Here is a 19,399-nt window from a genome sequence, read left to right as displayed (position 1 = left end):
GGACTCTCGTCGTTCGGAAAGCAGGAGTGGGGCGGCGGTGGGGGTGCTCAGGCGTGGAAGGGCAGACCGGCGTCGGCGGCCAGTTCGAGGTCGTCGCCGTCGGGCGGCGGCAGCAGCGTCGCCGTTCCGTCGGTGACGGGTACGACGCCGAGGTCCAGGAGCTCGGCCATGGCGGCGGTGCCCGCCATGTCGCGGACCTGCAACTGATAGCGGGCGGTGGTGCGGTAGGCGCCTCCGGCGTCGTCCCCGGTGCGCTGGAGGAAGCCGGAGTCGGTGAGGAACGCGACGGCCTTGCCGACGATTCCGGTGGTGGATCCGGCCAACCGCCTGGCGTCCTTCGTCGCGCCGGTGGCGCTGCGCCGGGCGTAGATCCGCCAGGCCGCCTCCAGGGCGGGGGCGTCGGTCGCCGGGTCGGTGTTGTCGCCGTGTTCCTCCGCGCGCTCCTCCAGGCGGTGGCAGGCCTGGCGGACGAACGCGTCGACGCCGTTGACCGTGATCCGGCCGATGTACGCGTCGTCCGCGAGGTCCTCAGGGCGGGGGAACGCCATCGCGGCGACCGCCAGATGGGCCAGTCCGTGCAGGAAGCGGTCGGCGGAGTCGGACGAGGCGCGGCGGGCGTAGTCGCCCATGCGGACGGCGAAGACGGAGTCCTCGCCCGCCGTCACGGCCATACCGGCCCGGGGCGACACCTCCAGGACGATGAGGCCGAGTCCGGTGGCCACGGCGTCGGCGAGCCGGGCGAAGGCGGTCTCCTCCCGGTAGCGCCGGAGCAGCTCGGCGTATTCGGCGTCGCGGGCCGGCAGCAGCTTGGGCTGGAGGCCGAAGGCTACGAGGCGGGCGGCGTCGGCGGCGTCGGCCGGGGTGACGGCGGCGGGTGACGGCGTCTCGTGGGCGGTGTCGCCCTCGGCCGCGTATCCGGTGGTCGCGTACCCGGCGGTCGGCTCGCTCCACGCGTCGGTGTGCTCTGCGCGGTGGTCGCTCACGACGGTCGCTCCTCGGTGCGGAAGTTCGGTGGTACGGGGTGGGCGGCGCCGGTTCTCACGGTGTCCGCCGGGGACGGTGCGGGGCGGGCCGCGCACGCGTGCGCGGCGGCCGGAAGCGGGCGGCGGCCGGGGTGGCGGCGCCGAGGCCCGGTCATGTGGCCTCCGAGCGGTCGGCGGCCATGCCCGCGGCGTCCAGCAGGGCCATGCCCACGATCAGGTCCGCGCCGCCGAACTCCGGATCGTCCAGCTGGGTGCCGTCGTCGACGGCGAACAGCAGGCGCCGCTCGCCCTGCCGGTAGGCGGTGCCGACCGGCGGGGACGCGGCGTGGACCGCGAGCAGCGCGACCAGGTAGGGCAGGTCCGGATCGCGGCGCCGGGCCTCGGCGAGGAGCCCGGAGAGCCGGCGTGGTGCGTCGTGCTCCAGATCGAGCAGCTCCATGGCGCTCGCCAGCTGCTCCTCGCTGAACCTGCTGTCGTCCGGAGTGGCGATGAGATCCGGCTCGGGCATCTCAGCGCCCAGGTGCTCGCGCTCCAGCGGCGGGGTGAGCAGCATGTCGACCAGATCGCCCACCCGTACCGACGTGGGCGTACGCAGTCCCGTGCCGCGGGCGAAGAACGCGTCGGTGACGCGGATCGCCTGCTCGACGGGGAGCGGCAGCAGCGGTGCGAGCAGCTGGCCGTACAGGTCGAGGCCGGTACGGGTGGTGGGGGCGGCGAACGCCTGGCGGTCCTGTTCGGCGCGGAACAGCGGTCCGGCCTCCAGCAGCCGGGACTGCAGCTGGGTGTGGCGGCGGATGCAGTCCTTGACTATGTCGACGAGCTCGGCGGCACGGCGCTTGTGCTCGGGGTCCTCGGCCTCGTCCCGCGCCTTGCGGATGTTGGTGAGGATGGCGTTCTCGTGGCGGTAGCGGTCGGCGACGTGGTCCAGCGCCTCGGCGATCATGTCGGGCACGGCGTTGAGCCAGTCGACGGCCCGCACGTTGCGCCGGGTGGCGTCCAGCGTCTTACGGAGCGTCTCCGCGTACTGCACGGTGCGGTAGCGGGCCTGTTCGGCGGCGAGCTGCGCATCGGCGAGTCGGCCCCGGCTGATCAGGACCTCCAGTTTCACCTCGGCGGCGATCTGGGCGCTGGTGACGTCGGTGTCGAGAGCGCCGACCAGGACGTTGACCGCCTCGTCGGTGGCGCGCAGATAGACGCTGCCGCCGTATCCGGGGACTTCTTCGATCAGCTTGAAGTCGTAGTCCCGGCGGACATATACCCCGTCGGGTCCGAAAGTGCCGTACACCGCACGGAATCCGCGGTCCACGCTTCCGACGTTGATCAGGTTCTCCAGCACCCAGCGGGCGACCCGCTCGTGCTCGGCGAGCGGCCGGTCCGGGGCCTGGGCGGCGACGCGGGGAAGCACCCTGGTCACTATCTGCTCGTGGTCGGCGCCGGTGTCGAAGTCCATGTTGAGGGTGACCAGGTCGATCACTGCCAGCGCGACCTCCGCCATCGCGTAGACCGTGTACTCGCCGGCCAGGTTCGCCTTGCGCACGTCGAGGTCGTGCAGCGGCGCCGTGCAGGCGAGCGCGCGCAGCCGTCGCGCCAGCCCCTCGTCGGCGGCCGGGCCCGGGGCAGGCCGCAGCCCCGCGCTGAGCTGGGGCGCAGCGTTGTCCGTGTAGGCAGGCGAAGTCACGCTGCACAGATTAGGTCCTCACACAGACAACGGTCGAAACGGCGCAGAAGCGACCGGTTGCCGCACCGTCCGCAGGGGCCGCCCGAGACCCGGCGGTCAGCCGCGGCGGGCCGGCCGCTCCCGGTCCGGCGCCGGTCGCCCCCGGTCCTCCGCGGCCCCGTACCCTCCACCGCCGGGAGTGCGCAGGACCAGCACGTCCCCCGGGCCCAGCTCGGCCGTGTCGCACCCCTTGAGCGGAGTGCTCTTCCCGTCGGCCCGTTCGACGTGCTGGCTGCCCAGCGCACCCGGCTCGCCGCCCGCCATGCCGTACGGCGGGACGCGGCGGTGCCCCGAGAGCAGCGCCACGGTGACGGGTTCGAGGAACCGGAGCCTGCGCTCGACCCCGCAGCCGCCGTGCCACCGGCCCGCTCCCCCGCTGCCGACCCGCACCCGGAAGCTCTCCAGCAGCACCGGGTAGCGCCATTCGAGCACTTCGGGATCGGTGAGCCGGGAGTTGGTCATATGGGTCTGCACGGCGTCGGCGCCGTCGAAGCCGTCGCCGGCGCCCGAGCCGCCGGCCACCGTCTCGTAGTACTGGACGCGGTCGTTGCCGAAGGTCAGGTTGTTCATCGTGCCCGAGCCCTCGGCCTGGATGCCGAGTGCCCCGTACAGGGCGCCGGTGACGGCCTGGGAGGTCTCCACGTTCCCCGCGACGGTGGCCGCGGGAGGGACGGGGGCCAGCATCGAGCCCGCCGGGATCCTGACCTCCACGGGCTTGAGGCAGCCACTGTTGAGCGGGATCTCGTCGGTGACCAGGGTGCGCAGGACGTACAGGACCGCGGCCATGACGACGGACTTCGGGGCGTTGAAGTTCCCCGCGAGCTGCGGCGACGTGCCGGCGAAGTCGATGACCGCGCTGCGGGCGGCGCGGTCCACGGTCAGCGCGACCTCGATCACGGCGCCGCTGTCGGTCTCGTAGCGGTACGAACCGTCGCGCAGCCCGGCGACGATCCGGCGCACCGACTCCTCAGCGTTGTCCTGCACATGCCCCATGTAGGCATCGACGGCCTCGGGGCCGAACCGGTCCACCATGCGCCGCAGTTCCGCGATGCCCTTCTCGTTGGCGGCGATCTGGGCACGCAGATCGGCGAGGTTGGTGTCGGGATCGCGGGACGGGTACCTGGCGGTGGTGAGCAGCTCGCGGGTCTCCGCCTCACGGAACCTGCCGTCCCGTACCAGCAGCCAGTTGTCGAACAGCACCCCTTCCTCGTCGACGGTGCGGCTGAAGGCGGGCATGGATCCTGGCGTGATGCCGCCGATCTCGGCGTGGTGGCCGCGCGACGCCACGAGGAATCGCAGCCCGCCCCCGTTCTCGCCACGTTCGTCGAAGACCGGGGTCACCACCGTCACGTCGGGCAGATGCGTGCCGCCGTGGTACGGGTCGTTGATGGCGTACACGTCACCCGGGCGCAACGCGGTGCCGTTGCGCCGCAGCACCTCCTTGATCGACTCGCCCATCGAGCCGAGATGTACCGGAATGTGCGGGGCGTTCGCGATCAGATTGCCCTCCGCGTCGAACAGAGCGCAGGAGAAGTCGAGCCGTTCCTTGATGTTGACGGAGTGGGCGGTGTTCTCCAGGCGCACACCCATCTGCTCGGCGATCGACATGAAGAGGTTGTTGAACACCTCGAGCATGACGGGATCCACCCGGGTGCCGATCGCGGTACGGCCGGGGCGCGGGCGGGCCCGGGTGAGCAGCAGGTGGCCGGTCTCACCGACGGCGACCTGCCAGCCGGGGGCGACGACGGTGGTGGCGTCCGGCTCGACGACCACGGCGGGACCGGCCACGGTGTCCGCGGGGCGCAGGGACTCACGCCGGTGGAGCGGGGTGTCCCACCACCGGCCGTCGGCGAACATCCGCACCGTGTCGTGCGGTTGCGGCGGACCGTGACGGACCCTGCGGTCCACCGGATGCGGTACGTGCCGGCCGGCCGCGCCGGTCGCCTCGGCCGAGACCGCCTCTACGAGCAGCGGCCGGTCCATGGTGAAGCCGTAGCGGGCCCGGTGCTCGTCCGTGAACGCCCGGGTCATGGCGGGTGCGGTGTCCAGGTCCACGGGCAGGCTCGCGTCCGTACCGGCGTAGCGCAGAAGGACCCGGGCGTGGGTGGTGACGGCACTGTCGTCGAGCCCGTCGGCGCGCAGTTCGGCGCGGGTGCGGGCGGCCAGCTCCGCGCAGAGCGCGTCGACCGCGGCCGGGGTCCCGTCGGCGTCCAGCGCGGCTTCGACGGACTGCTCGCGCATGGCCGTGGCATCGGCGAGACCGATGCCGTACGCGGACAGCACTCCGGCCAGCGGGGGTACGAGGACGGTGTCGACGCCGAGCGCGTCGGCGACGGCGCAGGCGTGCTGGCCGCCGGCGCCGCCGAAGCAGGTGAGGGCGTAGCGGGTGATGTCGTGGCCGCGCTCCACGGAGATCTTCTTGACGGCGTTCGCCATGTCGAGGACGGCGATCTCCAGGAATCCGGCGGCGACCTCGGCCGCGGTGCGCCGGGTGCCGGTGGCCCGTGCCACCTCGTCGGCGAGTGCCGCGAACCGCTCGCGCACGACGGCGGCGTCGAGGGGCAGGTCGCCGTCCGGCCCGAAGACCGCCGGGAAGTGCGCGGGCTGGACCCGGCCGAGCATCACATTGGCGTCCGTGACAGTGAGGGGTCCGCCCCTGCGGTAGCAGGCCGGGCCGGGGTCCGCGCCCGCGGATCCGGGTCCGACCCGGTAGCGCCGGCCGTCGAAGCGCAGCACGGAACCGCCGCCGGCCGCCACGGTGTGGATGCTCATCATCGGGGCACGCATCCGCACCCCGGCCACCTGGGTGCCCAGCTCGCGCTCGAACTCGCCCGCGTAGTGCGACACATCGGTGGAGGTGCCGCCCATGTCGAAGCCGATGACCCGGTCGTATCCGGCCAGTTCGGATGTACGCGCCATTCCGACGACCCCGCCGGCGGGGCCGGACAGCACCGCGTCCTTGCCGCGGAAGTGCGCGGCTTCACGCAGCCCGCCGTTGGACTGCATGAACATCAGCCGGATGGAGCCGAGTTCGTTCGCGATCTCCTCGACGTACCGGCGCAGGATCGGTGAGAGGTACGCGTCGACGACGGTGGTGTCGCCACGCGGCACGAGCTTGATCAGGGGGCTGACCTCGTGGGAGCAGCTGACCTGGGTGAAGCCCGCCTCCCGGGCCGCGGCGGCGACCGCCCGCTCGTGGTCGGGGTGGCGGTAGCCGTGCATCAGGACGACCGCCGCGCTGCGGAAGCCGTCGGCCGCCGCGGCTCTCAACTGCACGGCCGTCGCCGCGTGATCGAGGGGTTTCAGGGTCCGGCCGTGGGCGTCGGTCCGCTCGGGGACCTCGATCACCCGGTCGTACACGGCCTCCGGCAGCAGGATGCGGCGGTCGAAGAGGCGCGGCCGGTTCTGGTACGCGATGCGCAGGGCGTCCCGGAACCCCTCGGTGATGACGAGGACGGTCGGTTCCCCGCGCCGCTGGAGCAGGGCGTTGGTGGCGACGGTCGTACCCATCTTCACGCTGCCGACCCGGTCGGCGGGGACCGGGTCGGTGGGGCCGAGGCCGAGCATGAGGCGGATCCCGGCGACGGCGGCGTCGCGGTAGCGGCCCGGGTCGTGCGAGAGGAGCTTGCGGGTGACCAGGTGCCCGTCGGGATCGCGGCCCACCACGTCGGTGAAGGTGCCGCCACGGTCGATCCAGAACTCCCAGCGTCCTGTCATCCCTCCATAGTGGCCTTCGACGCGGACGAACGGGCAGGTGGCACGGCGGGCAGGGCGGTGAACGCGACCGTCGCGAGCGCGCCCTGCAGCGCCCGGTCCGCCCGCCGGTCCAGCTGCGCGCCGGTGCCGCGCGCCCAGTGCCGCACCTCCGCTCCGGCCAGGAACAGCAGGTGCGGCAGCAGATCGGTGCTCCGGCGGGCCAGCCATCCGGTGCCCGCCGTGGCCAGCCAGAGCAACGAGTCGGCTCGGCTCGGCGGCGGCTGCTCCGGCGCGAGCCCGGGCGGGCTGCCCAGGGTGAGACCCCGGGCTGCGAGCAGCGCGTGGAATCCGGCCGCGACCGTGCGATGGCCGCGCTCGGCCGGATGGAGCCGGTCGGCGCTCCACAGCGAACGGTCGGAGACCCACTCCCTGCCCGAGGCGTGCAGATGCACGGCGTCGTAGCGGCAGGACAGGGCGTGCACCACGGCGTTGACCGCGTTCTGCCGCCGTGCCAGCGGCCGGCCGAGCGGTCCGGGCAGGCCGAGGACGGCGCCGGGGTCGGGCAGGCAGGCCGTCAGGAGTACGGCCCCGCCGCCGGTCAGGAGCGCACACACCTCGTCGAGCCGCTGGGCGAGGAGGCGTATGTCGAAGGACCGGCGCAGGGTGTCGTTGACCCCGACGACGACGGAGGCCAGGTCGGGCCGGAAGGCGGCGGCCGCCGGAGCCTGCCGGTCACGGACGTCGGCGGACAGCGCTCCGCTGACGGCGAAGTTACGGAACTCGACGCCCCGGCGACCGCCGCCGATCCCGTCCGCCAGCAGCGCGGCCCAGCCGCGCCGGCCGCCCGGAACGGGATCGCCCACACCTTCGGTGAACGAGTCCCCGAGCGCGGCGAACCGGATCGGGCGACCGAGGGTCGCCCGCGCGGGCGATCCGGGCGACACCGGCAGCGCCTCGGTGACGGTCACCGGATCCGACGCGCGTCCCGGCACCGGGACGGCCGACGTCCCCGCCGCGGCCGCCGTCCCCCGCTCCACCCCCGTCATGCCCGCACCTGCGCCGTCGCGCCGCGGTCCGGTACGTCGTGAGCGGCCAGGAACGCCGCCACCGAACGGTCCCAGCCGAAGAGTTCGGCACGTCGCCGCGCCGTCGCCCGCCGCCCGGCCTCCGGGCGCCCCAGCAGTTCCCGGGCCGCCGCGGCGAAGGCCCCGCCGGTGTCCGCCGACGCCATTCCCGCCTCGCCGATCACCTCCGGCAGCGCGGAACTCGCGCTCGCCACCACCGGGGTGCCGCAGGCCAGTGCCTCCAGGGCCGAGAGGCCGAACGTCTCGGCGGGGCCGGGGGCCAGGCAGAGGTCGGCCGCGGCCTGCAGATCCGCCACCCGTTCCCGGTCGCGCACATGGCCCAGGAACTCGACCGGCAGCCGCTCCGCGCGCGCCCGGCTCTCCAGCCCCGCGCGCAGCGGCCCGTCCCCGGCGACGACCAGGGTCGCCCGCACGCCCAGGCCGCCGAGGACGGCGAGCGCGTCCAGGGCCCGGCCGGGTCGTTTCTCCACCGAGAGGCGGGAGCACATCAGCAGGAGCACGGACCGGCCGCGGACGTGGCGGGCGCGCAGGACCGTACTGCGCCGACCGGGTCGGCAGCGCCGCAGGTCCACCCCGAGCGGGGCGCGGACCACGTTGCGTGCGCCGATCCGGACGAACTCGCGCTCCGCCCACCCGGTGGTGCACACGATCCGGGTGTAGGCGTGCGCGCTCCGGACGTTGAGACGGTCGGCGGCGCGCGCGGCCGCTCCCGCCGGGACGCCCCAGGTGCGCAGCACACCGTCGGCCGTCTCGTGGGAGACCATCACCGCGGGCACCCGGGCCCGACGGGCCCACTCGCCCGTCCAGCGCAGGGTGGTGCGGTCGGAGACCTCCAGGCGGTCGGGCCGCAGGCTTTCCAGGAGGCGGCGGAGGCTGCGGCGGCCTGCCAGGACGCGATAGCCGCCGCTGCCCGGCAGCACCGGGCCCGGGAGGGTGATCACCCTCCCCTGTGCGGTGCGTACATCGCTCGCGCTGTCGCCGGGCACGACGAGCACCGGCTCGTGGCCCGCCGCGAGGTAGCCGCGGCCGAGTTCGTCCAGGGCGGTGCGCAGTCCGCCGGAGGACGGGGTGACGAAGTTCGCCAGGCGGACGATGGTCGTCCGTCGCTCGCCCCCGGTCATGCTGCCACCATCGACCGGCCGCGCAGCACCTCGTCGTAGTGTTCCAGCAGCTGGTCGCCGACGGCTTCCCAGGTCCGGCCCTCGACCGCGGTCCTCCCGGCACGCCCGTAGGCCGCCGCACGCGCGGGGTCGGCGGCGAGTGCGCCGACGGCCGCTCGCACCGCACCGGCGTCGTGCGGCGGGACCAGCAGGCCGGTCCTCCCGTGGTCGACGAGGTCGATCGGCCCGCCCGCCGCCGGGGCTATGACGGGCACACCGGAGGCCATGGCCTCCTGCACGGTCTGGCAGAACGTCTCGTAAGGCCCGGTGTGCACGAACATGTCCAGCGAGGCGAACAGCCGGGCGAGGTCCTCCCCGGTCCTGCGGCCGAGGAAGACGGCGCCGGGCAGGGCCGCTCGCAACGAGGCACCGCTCGGGCCGTCCCCGACGACCACGACCCGCACCCCGGGCAGCCGGCACGTCCCGGCGAGGAGTTCGACCTGCTTCTCCGGGGCCAGCCGGCCGACGTAACCGACGATCCGCTCGCCGCCGGGCGCGAGGCGCCGGCGCAGCGCCTCGTCGCGCAGTCCCGGCCGGAAGCGCACGGTGTCGACCCCGCGCGGCCACAGCCGCACCCGCTCGACTCCGTGGTCGGTGAGGTCGCGGACGGCGGCGGTGGAGGGGGCGAGGGTGCGGTCCGCGGCGCTGTGCACAGCGCGCATCCGACGCCAGGCGGTGTTCTCGCCGGCCCCGAGGTACGTACGGGCGTAGCCGGCCAGATCGGTCTGGTAGACGGCCACGGTCGGCAGGCCGAGCCGGGCGGCCGCCGCCATGCCGCGCGCGCCGAGCACGAACGGTCCGGCGAGGTGGACGAGTTCGGCGCGGTGAGCGGTGAGGGCGGCCATCAGCCGACGGCTCGGGAGGGCCACCCGGACCTGCGAGTAGCCGGGCAGGGGCAGGGAGGGGACGCGCACCACGGGGCAGGGCGCGGCGGACGCGAAGACGTCGGGGTCGCCGGGACGGGTGGCCGCAGGGCGTACGGGGCCTCTGCGGGCGGATGGCTCCCCCGGGGTGCCGGAGGACCGGGAGGTGGGCGTCGCGCCGGCGGTGGCCGGGGCGATGACGAGCGGCTCATGGCCTCGCGCGGCGAGGTGCCGGGCGGTCTGCATGGTGCAGTGGGCCACACCGTTGACATCGGGCGGGAAGGATTCGGTGACGATGACGACACGCATACCCGTGTTGTCGTCGCGCCGGGCGTGAGCGGGCCGACTTGGATCTGTCCACCCGGGGAACGTCCCATGAGCGTTGGAAGTCCGGTGGCACGGTGCGCCGCGCTCCCCCGAAGCGCTGCGCCCCGCTGTGCGTGCGGCGGTCAGACGGCCGGGGTGTCGGGCCCGATCCTGCTGCGTACCGCGGTCTGCACCTCGGCCTCCTCGGCCGGGTCCGCGGCCAGCCGGCGCAGCCGCTCGGCGACCCTGATGTCACCGGTCTCGGCGTGGAGCGCGGCGACCTCCCGGGTGGTCTCCTCGCAGTCCCACAGGCATTCGACGGCGAAGCCGGTGGCGAAGGAGGGATCGGTGGCCGCGAGTGCCCGGGCCGCCCGGCCCCGCAGATGGGAGGAGGACGTCTCCCGGTAGACGTGGCGCAGGACGGGGGCGGCGCAGGCGATGCCGAGCCGGCCCGTGCCGTCCACCAGGGTCCACAGGCGGGGTGCGTCCGGCCCTTCGCCGCGTACGGCGTCGCGAAGGGCGGCCAGGACCAGCGAGGCGTCCTGGGCTCCGCCCCGGCAGGCCAGGACGCCGGCCGCGGAGGCACCGAGTGCGTCGGGCCGGCGGGCCCAGCGCCGGGCCCGTTCCACCGCCGCTTCGCCGCACATCCGCTCGAAGGCGCCCACGGCCGCGTCGGCGACGGTGCGTGACGGACCGCCCGCCGCCGACTCGATCAGATCGAGCACGGCCGGATCCATGGCTTCTGCCAGGTAGTGCAGTGCCGCGCAGCGGGCACCGTCCGGGCCGCTGCGCGCGGCCTCGACGACCAGCGGGCGGTCCTCGGGGCCGGCGACGGCGGTGAGGCAGCGGGCGGCCGGTATGTGCAGGATGCTGCCGCGGTCCAGGCCCTGCTGGGCCCAGTCGAAGACGGCCTGGACGCTCCAGCCGGGGCGTGGGCCCCCGGGGCGCATCTGGCGCTGCCAGCGGTCGAACGAGCCCTGTTCCGAGGCGGCCCGGATCCGGGCTCCGATCTCTTCACGCGGGTCGTCCGCCCACAGCCGCCAGGGCCGGGGCTCGAAGGCGTCGCGCACGGCGGCAGCCAGATCGGCGGCGCCCTCATCGGTGGCGGGGAACCGGCCGAGGACGGGCACGGCGAGGGCGCGGAGCCCGGCGTCGTCGTCACGCAGGGCCAGCTCGTCGAGTGCCCACTCCCAGTTGGCGCCGGTCGCCGCGTATCGCCGCAGCAGGGCCAGGGCGTCGCCGCGGCCGTACGAGGCGAGGTGGCCGAGGACCGCGAGGGCCAGCCCGGTCCGCGTCTCGTCGGTGTCGACGTGGTCGTCGGGATCGCACAGGTGCCGCTCGATCTCCTCGATTCCGCCGTCGAGATCGAGATACAGGCGTGCGTAGTACAGGGAGCGGTTCTCGACCTGCCAGTCGTGACGCGGGTCGCTCAGGACGCAGTGGTTGAGCGCCGCCAGGGCCTCGGGGCGCGGTGCGGCGAGCGCGTGGAGCGTGCCGTCGCCGCGGCCCCTCTGCAGCAGGCCGAGCAGGGTGCCGCTCGGCGCTATGAACGGATCGAACATGGGAGAAGCCTCACATCAAGCTGTCGACGCAACCGGGACTGTGCAGTTCCAAGTGCCGGGTGGGCACTACGCCGCGCAGCAACATGATCGGCCGACCGCCGTCTTCTGCCTGGTGTAGACCATCTTCCTCTGCCTCTCGTCGGTGGCCCGAACAGGGCCCGCGACGTCATGATGACCCAGCCATTTCGTCACCGCGACCACATTTCCCGCGTACCCGTTCAGCGGGGGTCGAAGAGTTCCAGCAGGTCGGCCTTGCCGAACATGCGTGCTGTGTCCACCGCGGACGGCGTTCCGGCCGCCGGGTCGGCGCCGGCGGCGAGCAGCGCCTCGATGACCGCGTCCTCACCCTTGAAGACGGCTCCGGCGAGCGGCGTCTGCCCGCGGTCGTTGGCCCGGTCCGGGTCGGCGCCGCGGCTGACCAGGACGGTGACCGCGGGGGCGTGCCCGTGGTAGGCGGCGAGCATCAGCAGGGTGTCGCCCCGGTCGTTGGTGAGGTTCGCGGGCACACCCGCGTCCACGTACGCGGCGAGCGCCTCGGCCTCTCCGCGGCGCGCCAGGTCGAAGACCTTGGTCGCCAGCTCGACCACCTCGGGATCGGGGGCTTCGCTCATCGGACGGGACCGCCTTCCATCAACGGGTTTCGGTGCTGCTGACCAGGGGGGTACGCCGTGGAGGCCGTACGGGTGAATCGACAGGGTACTGCTCCGGGGCGCACCCGCCCCGGCCCGGCCGCGGCAGAAGATCACGTCGCGTGACGGCGGAGGGATGCGCCCTACCGCACGTTCCGCCCGAACGCCGCCCCTCTTGTGGGTCAGTCCAGTGAAAACGACAGTCTTTCACCTGATTGCACCTTTTATCCTATAGATACTTTTTGTGAGCCTGGAAGGACTCATGGTGACTGTCCCCCCAAACAGGAGAACCACTCATGATCCTTTCCATGTCCGGCGTCGTCATCCTCGGCATCATCGTCTTCCTGTTCTTCAGGAAGGACGGCCTCAAGGCGTCGCACGCACTCGTCACCGCCCTGTTCGGCTTCTACCTGGCAGGCACCGCCATCGCACCGAGCATCACCGCGGGCGGCGCGAGTCTCGCCGGCCTCCTGGGCGGGATCAAGTTCTGACCGTCCGCGACCGCTCCCACCCCTTCAGGAGACCGACGTGGCCCGGCGACCACTTCCCCGCATTCTGAGCAGCGGCAGCGCCTCGATCACTCGCAGCCGCGAGTTCGCGCGCTCGGCCGCCGACAACGCCACCGACGTCCTCCATCCGCTGATCACGGTCACCCGTGGGCTGCGGCTGCTGGCCGGTGCCGGACGGCAGAAGTGGGCCGCGACGCCCAAGGAACGGCGTAGTCCGACGCTGTTTCTCGTCGCGGCCTGCGTATTCATGGTGGCGCTCATCCCGTACGGGCCGCTGCTCGCCCTGGTCGCGGTGATGGGCGCCGCCGCTTGGAAGGGGAGGGAACGCACTCCCGTCAGGACCGGTCCGGACGAGGCCGGCAGGGCCCGGTTGCAGGCGCTGTACGAGGCGCTCGTGCCGTACTTCTCCGTGGCCGACGACCCCAGTCCGCTGTTCGCCCACGGCGGCGACTGGGAGAAGACATTCACCGGTCACGCCTTCGACGCCGACGGGCGCGTCACCCGGCTCCAGGTGACCTACCCCGCGTACTTCACCGACGGCGAGGCCGCCTCCCGCACCCGGATCGAGCAGCTCCTGCACGCGAAGTCGGGCCGTGGCCGCGAGTACCACTTCGTCTGGAACGAGGAGGGCAACCAGCTCGTCATGAACGTGCTCGACCCGCTGCCCACCTCCATCGCCGCCCAGCGCTTCGTCACCGCGCCCGGCGAGACGGTGCTGGGGTTCACCGACGACGACGCGGTGCAGCGCACGGTTCCGGTGGCCGACGGCCAGAAGACCCGGGACGCTCCACCGGTCGTCTGGCGGACCGGCGCCCGCTCCACGGAGCCGCACCTGCTGATCGTCGGACAGCCCGGCAGCGGCACCACCACGCTGATGCGTTCGATCGCCCTGCAGGCGCTCCAGCACGGCGACATCCTCATCATCGAGGGCAGCGGCACCGGCGAGTACGCGTGCCTGACCGGGCGCACCGGGGTGCTGGCCGTCGAGTGCGCGCTGGCCGGCGCGCTGGCGACCCTGGAATGGGCGGCCCACGAGACCGAGCGGCGGCTGATCGCCGCCAACCGCGCCCGGCAGGCCGGCCACCCCCCGCCCGAGGACACCAGACGTCCGCTCTGGATCCTGCTGGACCGGCCGAGTGTCCTCGGTCATCTGGCGGCCGCCGACGGCAGGCCCGACCCCCAGGAGCTGTTGCAGGTGCCGCTGCGGCACGGCCGGGCCGCCAACGTCACCGTGGTGACGACCGATCAGTTCGACAGCCTGGACACCCTCAGCGAGACGGTACGGACCCACACCAGGGCCCGGGTGGTGCTCGGTCACAGCTCCCGCGAGGAGATCGAGTCGGTGCTCGGCCTGGAACCGCACACCACCCCGACCGCCGACTCCCCGCCCGGCCGCGGGTACGTGCGGCTCGGCACCGGTCCGGTGCTGCGGCTCCAGGTCCCGGCCACGCCGGATCCGTACGACGAGGCGACGAGCGAGGCGCACCGGCAGGCGGTGCTCGAGCTGCTGCCCGGGGGGCAGGCGGCGGTCGAGGCGGCCGTTCCGGAACCGGCGGCCGCCGGCCCGCTGGCCCCGGAGGCGCTGACCCCGGGGAACGCCCTGACCGCGGAGCAGCTGACACTCAGCGAGTAGCGCACCCGCGGAGGCGGGCGGGGCGGGCCGGGTGCCCCGACCCGCCCGCTCCGCCGTACCGGGGCCGTCAGGCGACGAACGTCCGGGGCGCCTCCGCTCCCGCGCTCGCCCCCGACCCGACCAGCTGCGCCGCCGCCGCGAGCCGCACGGCGGCCTCGTCCGCCACCGGCCCGCCGACCGTGAACGGCAGCCGCACGTACCCCTCGAAGGCGCCGTCGACCCCGAACCGCGGGCCGGACGGCACCCGGACCCCCACCCGCTCGCCCGCCACGGCCAGTCGCGACCCCGAGAGCCCGCCGGTGCGCACCCACAGGGTCAGCCCGCCGCGCGGAACCTCGAACTCCCACTCGGGCAGCTCCCGGCGCACCGCCGCGACCAGCGCGTCCCGGTTCTCCCGGGCCTGGCCGCGCCGGATCTCCACGGCCTCCTCCCAGCCCCCGGTACGCATCAGCCAGTTGATGGCGAGCTGCTCCAGCACCGGGGTGCCCATGTCGGCGTAGGCCCGGGCCGACACCAGGCTGCGGATGACGTCGGGCGCCGCCCGCACCCAGCCGATCCGCATGCCGGCCCAGAACGCCTTGCTGGCCGAGCCGACCGTGAGCACGGTGCTTCCCGCCGGATCGAAGGCGCAGACCCGGCGCGGCATCTCCACATCGTCGTCGAGGTGCAGCTCGTTCATGGTCTCGTCGACGACCAGGACGGTGCCGGCGGAGCGGGCCGCGTCGACGAGGGCCCGCCGCTGGCTCTCGTCGGCGAGCGCGCCGGTGGGGTTGTGGAAGTCCGCCACGACGTACGCGAGCCGGGGCGCGGCGTCCCGAAGCACCTGACGCCAGCGGTTCATGTCCCAACCGCCGATCCCCTCCTCCATCGCCACCGGCACCAGCCGGGCACCGGCCTCCCGCATCAGCTGCAGGATGTTGGCGTACGAGGGGGACTCCACCGCGATCCGCTCGCCGCGCCCCGCGAAGAGGTGGCAGATGGCGTCGATCGCGCCCATCGCACCGGTGGTGACCATGATCTGTTCCGGCATGGTGGGGATGCCGCGCCCGGTGTAACGGTCGGCGATCATCTGCCGCAGCGCGGGCAGCCCCGCCGGATAGTCGCCGTGGGTGTGCGCGTAGGGCGGCAGCTCCTCGAGGGCGCCCTGCACGGCTCGCGTCAGCCAGGGCTCGGGCGCGGGCAGCGAGGCGCAGCCCAGGTCGATCATCGAGCCGAGCGACTCGGGTGGAAGCGGTTCGAGGCCGCGCGCGGGCAGGGGGTTGCCCGCCGGGACAGCGGTCCAGCTGCCCGCGCCGCGCCGCGACTCCAGGAACCCCTCGGCCCGCAGCGCCTCGTAGGCGGCGGCGACGGTGGTGCGGCTGACGGACAGGGCGAGCGCCAGCTCGCGTTCGGCGGGGAGCCGGGCGGCCACCGGCACCCGGCCCTCGAGGACGAGCAGCCGGACTCCGTCGGCCAGCGCGCGATAGGCGGGAGGCCTTCGGGTGCCCGGGGCCGGAGACTTCTGCTGCTGGGCATGGAGCTGCCGGGCGAGCTGAGCGGCACCGACGGCCGAAGTCCACTGCGCCATGTAAATCAGTCCACCTTCCTCGGATTGGCCATAGTTGGAAGCCAATCCCTCGCCACAGAGTGTCATGAGTCAGTCCACCGTCACCACACCAGGAGGCACATCGTGTCCGACGCCACCGTCCCCCGCGGGACGCAGCACCTCACGCGGCGGCTGGTGCAGCTGTACGTGGGGCTGGCCCTGTACGGGGTGAGCTCGGCGCTCCTCGTCCGCGCCGGGCTCGGGCTCGAACCGTGGGGGGTGCTGCACCAGGGGCTCGCCGAGCGGACCGGGCTGTCCATCGGCGTCGTCGCGATCGTCGTCGGCGCGGCGGTCCTGCTGCTGTGGATCCCGATGAGGCAGCGTCCGGGTCTGGGCACGGTCTCCAACGTCTTCGCCATCGGGCTCGCCATGGACGGCACACTGGCCCTCGTCCCCGGGGTGCACGGTCCGGCCGCACGGATCGCGGTGATGGTGGCGGGGATCGCGCTCAACGGCATGGCGACAGGGCTGTACATCGCGGCGCGGTTCGGCCCCGGCCCGCGCGACGGGCTGATGACCGGGCTGCACCGCCGCACGGGCCGCTCCGTGCGACTGGTGCGTACGGCGATCGAGGTGGCGGTGGTGGCGACCGGCTTCCTGCTCGGCGGATCCCTCGGTGTGGGCACGGTGCTGTACGCGCTCTCCATCGGCCCGCTCGCCCAGTTGTTCCTGCGCATCTTCGCGGTCCCCGGAGACGGGGCCGACGAGCCGGCAACCCCCGCGGCGGACCACGGCACCACCGCCGTCACCGTCCGGTCACCGGAGGAGGCCATACTGCCGCAGTGACCTCAGTACGCCACCCCTACCTGGACCATCCCGCGACGCTCGCGTTCGCCCACCGCGGCGGAGCGGCGGACGGGATCGAGAACACGACGGCCGCGTTCCGCCGGGCCGCCGACGCCGGCTACCGCTACTTCGAGACCGATGTGCACGCCACGTCGGACGGCCGCCTGGTCGCCTTCCACGACACCACCCTGGACCGGGTGACGGACGCCCGCGGCCGGATAGCCGATCTGCCGTGGAGCGAGGTACGGCGGGCCAGAGTGGCAGGCCGTGAACCGCTGCCGCTCTTCGAGGAGTTGCTGGAGACCTTCCCCGGCGCCCGCTGGAACGTGGACATCAAGGCCGAACCGGCACTCGCCCCGCTGATCGACCTGATCCGCCGCACCGATGCCTGGGACCGGGTGTGCGTCGGCTCGTTCTCGGAGACCCGGGTGGCCAGGGCGCACCGTCTCGCGGGCCCCCGGCTGGCCACCTCCTACGGCGTACGCGGCGTCCTGGGCCTGCGGCTGCGGTCGTACGGCATACCGGCCGCGCTGCGCGCCGGAGCGGTGTGCGCGCAGGTCCCGGAGAGCCAGAACGGGGTCCGGGTGGTGGACCCGCGGTTCGTCCGGGAGGCCCACGCGCGCGGACTCCAGGTCCATGTCTGGACGGTGAACGATCCGGAGCGGATGGCAGCGCTCCTCGATCTCGGTGTGGATGGCATCATGACCGATCACATCGAGACGCTGCGAACGGTGCTGAGCGAGCGGGGGGCGTGGGCCTGACGCCGGCCCGGCGGCGTCCCCACGGGGAGACACGAGGGGGTGCGGGTTGAGCGCCGAGACCGCAGACACCGCTGAGCCGACGCCGGAACACACCACCGGGAGCGCCGACGCGGCCGACCGCAGACGCGAACAACGCGGCTGGTACTTCTACGACTTCGCCTGTTCGGTCTACTCGACCAGCGTCCTCACGGTCTTCCTCGGCCCGTATCTGACGTCGATCGCCAAGGCCGCCGCCGACGCCGACGGCTTCGTCCACCCGTTCGGCATCCCGGTGCGGGCGGGGTCCCTCTTCGCCTACGCGGTCTCGGTGTCCGTGGTGGTGGCGGTGGTGGTGATGCCGCTCGCCGGCGCCGCCGCCGACCGTACGGGCCGCAAGAAACCGCTGCTGGCCGCCGCCGCGTACACGGGCGCCGCCGCGACGACCGGGATGTTCTTCCTGGACGGTCACCGCTATCTGCTGGGCGCGTTCCTGCTGATCGTGGCGAACGCGTCGATCTCGGTGTCGATGGTGCTCTACAACGCCTACCTGCCGCAGATCGCCGGGCCCGACGAACGCGACGCTGTCTCCTCGCGCGGCTGGGCCTTCGGCTACACGTCGGGGGCGCTCGTCCTCGTCCTCAATCTGGTCCTCTACACCGGCCACGACTCGTTCGGCCTGTCCGAGTCCGACGCGGTGCGGATCTGCCTCGCGTCTGCGGGGGTCTGGTGGGGTGCCTTCACCGTCGTTCCGCTGCGACGGCTGCGCGACCGGCGGGCCGCGCCGGGCGGCGAGGGTGCGGTCGGCTCCGGCTGGCGACAGCTGCTCGCCACCCTGCGCGACATGCGCCGCCATCCGCTCACGCTCTCCTTCCTGCTGGCCTATCTCGTCTACAACGACGGCATCCAGACGGTGATCTCGCAGGCGTCGGTGTACGGCTCCGAGGAGCTGGGCCTGGACCAGACGACGCTGATCACGGCCGTGCTGCTGGTGCAGGTGCTCGCCGTGGCCGGAGCGCTGGGGATGGGCCGGCTGGCACGGGTGCACGGCGCGAAGCGCACGATCCTCGCCTCGCTCATGGTGTGGACCCTGATCCTCGTCGCCGGATATTTCCTGCCCTCGGGCGCCCCCGTCCTCTTCTATCTGCTGGCTTCGGCGATCGGCCTGGTCCTCGGCGGCAGCCAGGCGCTGTCGCGCTCGCTCTTCTCCCATCTGGTGCCGCGCGGCAAGGAGGCCGAGTACTTCTCCGCGTACGAGATGAGCGACCGGGGACTGAGCTGGCTGGGGCCACTGGTGTTCGGACTCGCCTATCAGCTGACCGGCAGCTACCGGGATGCGATCATCTCGTTGGTGATCTTCTTCGTCATCGGTTCGGTGCTGCTCGCGAGGGTGCCCGTGCGGCAGGCCGTGGCGGCGGCGGGCAATCCGGTTCCTGAACGGATTTAGACGTTGAAGTGAAAGGCCGGTAGTGTACGCCTTTGGCCTGCCCGGAGGACCGTTACTGCGAGTGGAAGAAGCCAAACCGTTGGGTGACAACTTCTGCCAAATGTGACAAACCGGGCATTGTTGGGTACCCAACCCTGAAAAAGCAGCGGCACGACGGGCGACGCATGACCGGCAACGGGAATCTTTACCGCCGACCGGACGTTGACCGGATGACGACGACAGCGACACCTGTCCTGTGGGCGACAAGCCCGGGAGGCACGATTCATGAGTGAGCGAGCTCTCCGCGGCACGCGACTCGTGGTTACCAGCTACGAGACGGACCGCGGCATCGATCTGGCCCCGCGCCAGGCGGTGGAGTACGCATGCCAGAACGGACATCGATTTGAGATGCCGTTCTCGGTAGAGGCGGAAATTCCGCCGGAGTGGGAGTGCAAGGCGTGTGGCGCCATGGCACTCCTGGTGGACGGGGATGGCCCCGAGGAGAAGAAGGGCAAGCCTGCGCGTACGCACTGGGACATGCTCATGGAGCGGCGCACCCGCGAGGAGCTGGAGGAGGTGCTGGCCGAGAGGCTGGCGGTTCTGCGCTCCGGAGCCATGAACATTGCCGTGCACCCGCGGGACAGCAGGAAGTCTGCCTGACCGCGCGACACCGCACCGAGACAGAGCCGCGGGCCGTGACACACCGAGTGTGTGTCACGGCC

The 19,399-nt window shown here is 73.1% G+C and carries 15 protein-coding genes; 6 read left to right on the top strand and 9 right to left on the bottom strand.

The features are described 5' to 3' along the window. Window positions 1–47 precede the first annotated feature (47 nt). From ACFVXE_RS30630 to ACFVXE_RS30595, 8 genes are all read right to left on the bottom strand, one after another. A complete protein-coding gene (locus ACFVXE_RS30630) occupies window positions 48–983 on the bottom strand; it encodes a hypothetical protein (RefSeq protein ID WP_389676055.1) in 936 nt (311 codons plus the stop codon). Between the two features lie 151 nt (window positions 984–1,134). Continuing rightward, a complete protein-coding gene (locus ACFVXE_RS30625) occupies window positions 1,135–2,661 on the bottom strand; it encodes a hypothetical protein (protein WP_389676054.1) in 1,527 nt (508 codons plus the stop codon). 96 nt (window positions 2,662–2,757) lie between these two features. Next, window positions 2,758–6,417, bottom strand: coding sequence for a hydantoinase B/oxoprolinase family protein (locus ACFVXE_RS30620; RefSeq protein ID WP_389676052.1), 3,660 nt, complete (start codon window positions 6,415–6,417; stop codon window positions 2,758–2,760). Continuing rightward, the gene (locus ACFVXE_RS30615) at window positions 6,414–7,442 is read right to left on the bottom strand and encodes an SGNH/GDSL hydrolase family protein (RefSeq protein WP_389676050.1); all 1,029 of its coding nucleotides are present in this window, start codon (window positions 7,440–7,442) and stop codon (window positions 6,414–6,416) included. The genes ACFVXE_RS30620 and ACFVXE_RS30615 overlap by 4 nt, the downstream gene beginning before the upstream one ends. After that, entirely contained in the window at window positions 7,439–8,602 is a 1,164-nt protein-coding gene (locus tag ACFVXE_RS30610; protein WP_389676048.1) for a glycosyltransferase, read from the bottom strand. The genes ACFVXE_RS30615 and ACFVXE_RS30610 overlap by 4 nt, the downstream gene beginning before the upstream one ends. Next, a complete protein-coding gene (locus tag ACFVXE_RS30605; protein WP_389676047.1) occupies window positions 8,599–9,813 on the bottom strand; it encodes a glycosyltransferase family 4 protein in 1,215 nt (404 codons plus the stop codon). The genes ACFVXE_RS30610 and ACFVXE_RS30605 overlap by 4 nt, the downstream gene beginning before the upstream one ends. Window positions 9,814–9,953: 140 nt before the next feature. Continuing rightward, window positions 9,954–11,372, bottom strand: a complete 1,419-nt coding sequence (locus tag ACFVXE_RS30600) for a HEAT repeat domain-containing protein (protein ID WP_389676046.1) — start codon at window positions 11,370–11,372, stop codon at window positions 9,954–9,956. A 218-nt stretch (window positions 11,373–11,590) separates the two neighbouring features. Further along, window positions 11,591–11,983, bottom strand: a complete 393-nt coding sequence (locus tag ACFVXE_RS30595; protein ID WP_389676044.1) for an ankyrin repeat domain-containing protein — start codon at window positions 11,981–11,983, stop codon at window positions 11,591–11,593. Window positions 11,984–12,297: 314 nt separating this feature from the next. Here ACFVXE_RS30595 and ACFVXE_RS30590 point away from each other — a divergent pair, with 314 nt between their 5' ends. Together ACFVXE_RS30590 and ACFVXE_RS30585 are read left to right on the top strand one after the other, a co-directional pair. Further along, a complete protein-coding gene (locus ACFVXE_RS30590) occupies window positions 12,298–12,492 on the top strand; it encodes a hypothetical protein (RefSeq protein ID WP_018103962.1) in 195 nt (64 codons plus the stop codon). Between the two features lie 37 nt (window positions 12,493–12,529). Further along, window positions 12,530–14,143 (top strand): hypothetical protein, encoded by a 1,614-nt coding sequence (locus ACFVXE_RS30585; protein ID WP_389676042.1) that lies wholly within the window; start codon window positions 12,530–12,532, stop codon window positions 14,141–14,143. A gap of 67 nt (window positions 14,144–14,210) precedes the next feature. Here ACFVXE_RS30585 and ACFVXE_RS30580 read toward each other — a convergent pair whose 3' ends face one another. Next, complete coding sequence (locus tag ACFVXE_RS30580) at window positions 14,211–15,710, bottom strand: PLP-dependent aminotransferase family protein (protein ID WP_389676040.1); 1,500 nt, start codon at window positions 15,708–15,710, stop codon at window positions 14,211–14,213. 102 nt (window positions 15,711–15,812) lie between these two features. Between ACFVXE_RS30580 and ACFVXE_RS30575 the strand changes: the two genes are divergently transcribed. From ACFVXE_RS30575 to ACFVXE_RS30560, 4 genes are all read left to right on the top strand, one after another. Next, on the top strand, window positions 15,813–16,514 hold the full coding sequence (locus ACFVXE_RS30575) for a YitT family protein (protein WP_389676038.1): 702 nt from the start codon (window positions 15,813–15,815) through the stop codon (window positions 16,512–16,514). Beyond that, window positions 16,511–17,275, top strand: coding sequence for a glycerophosphodiester phosphodiesterase (locus ACFVXE_RS30570; RefSeq protein ID WP_389676036.1), 765 nt, complete (start codon window positions 16,511–16,513; stop codon window positions 17,273–17,275). The genes ACFVXE_RS30575 and ACFVXE_RS30570 overlap by 4 nt, the downstream gene beginning before the upstream one ends. A gap of 46 nt (window positions 17,276–17,321) precedes the next feature. Continuing rightward, window positions 17,322–18,698 (top strand): MFS transporter, encoded by a 1,377-nt coding sequence (locus ACFVXE_RS30565; RefSeq protein ID WP_389676034.1) that lies wholly within the window; start codon window positions 17,322–17,324, stop codon window positions 18,696–18,698. 264 nt (window positions 18,699–18,962) lie between these two features. Then, window positions 18,963–19,337 (top strand): RNA polymerase-binding protein RbpA, encoded by a 375-nt coding sequence (locus ACFVXE_RS30560; RefSeq protein ID WP_007262928.1) that lies wholly within the window; start codon window positions 18,963–18,965, stop codon window positions 19,335–19,337. Window positions 19,338–19,399 lie beyond the last annotated feature (62 nt).

It is taken from the genome of Streptomyces sp. NPDC058231 (assembly GCF_042882275.1).
Classification (GTDB): Bacteria; Actinomycetota; Actinomycetes; order Streptomycetales; family Streptomycetaceae; genus Streptomyces.
The sequence above is the reverse complement of the archived record's forward strand: the minus strand, read 5'-3'. Positions and strand labels throughout refer to the sequence as shown.

Bases quoted from the DNA above. Each gene is read 5' to 3' on its own strand.
- ACFVXE_RS30595 (WP_389676044.1), bottom strand. From the start codon at position 11,983: ATGAGCGAAGCCCCCGATCCCGAGGTGGTCGAGCTGGCGACCAAGGTC.
- ACFVXE_RS30580 (WP_389676040.1), bottom strand. From the start codon at position 15,710: ATGGCGCAGTGGACTTCGGCCGTCGGTGCCGCTCAGCTCGCCCGGCAG.
- ACFVXE_RS30610 (WP_389676048.1), bottom strand. From the start codon at position 8,602: ATGACCGGGGGCGAGCGACGGACGACCATCGTCCGCCTGGCGAACTTC.
- ACFVXE_RS30600 (WP_389676046.1), bottom strand. From the start codon at position 11,372: ATGTTCGATCCGTTCATAGCGCCGAGCGGCACCCTGCTCGGCCTGCTG.
- ACFVXE_RS30620 (WP_389676052.1), bottom strand. From the start codon at position 6,417: ATGACAGGACGCTGGGAGTTCTGGATCGACCGTGGCGGCACCTTCACC.
- ACFVXE_RS30590 (WP_018103962.1), top strand. From the start codon at position 12,298: ATGATCCTTTCCATGTCCGGCGTCGTCATCCTCGGCATCATCGTCTTC.
- ACFVXE_RS30615 (WP_389676050.1), bottom strand. From the start codon at position 7,442: ATGACGGGGGTGGAGCGGGGGACGGCGGCCGCGGCGGGGACGTCGGCC.
- ACFVXE_RS30560 (WP_007262928.1), top strand. From the start codon at position 18,963: ATGAGTGAGCGAGCTCTCCGCGGCACGCGACTCGTGGTTACCAGCTAC.
- ACFVXE_RS30605 (WP_389676047.1), bottom strand. From the start codon at position 9,813: ATGCGTGTCGTCATCGTCACCGAATCCTTCCCGCCCGATGTCAACGGT.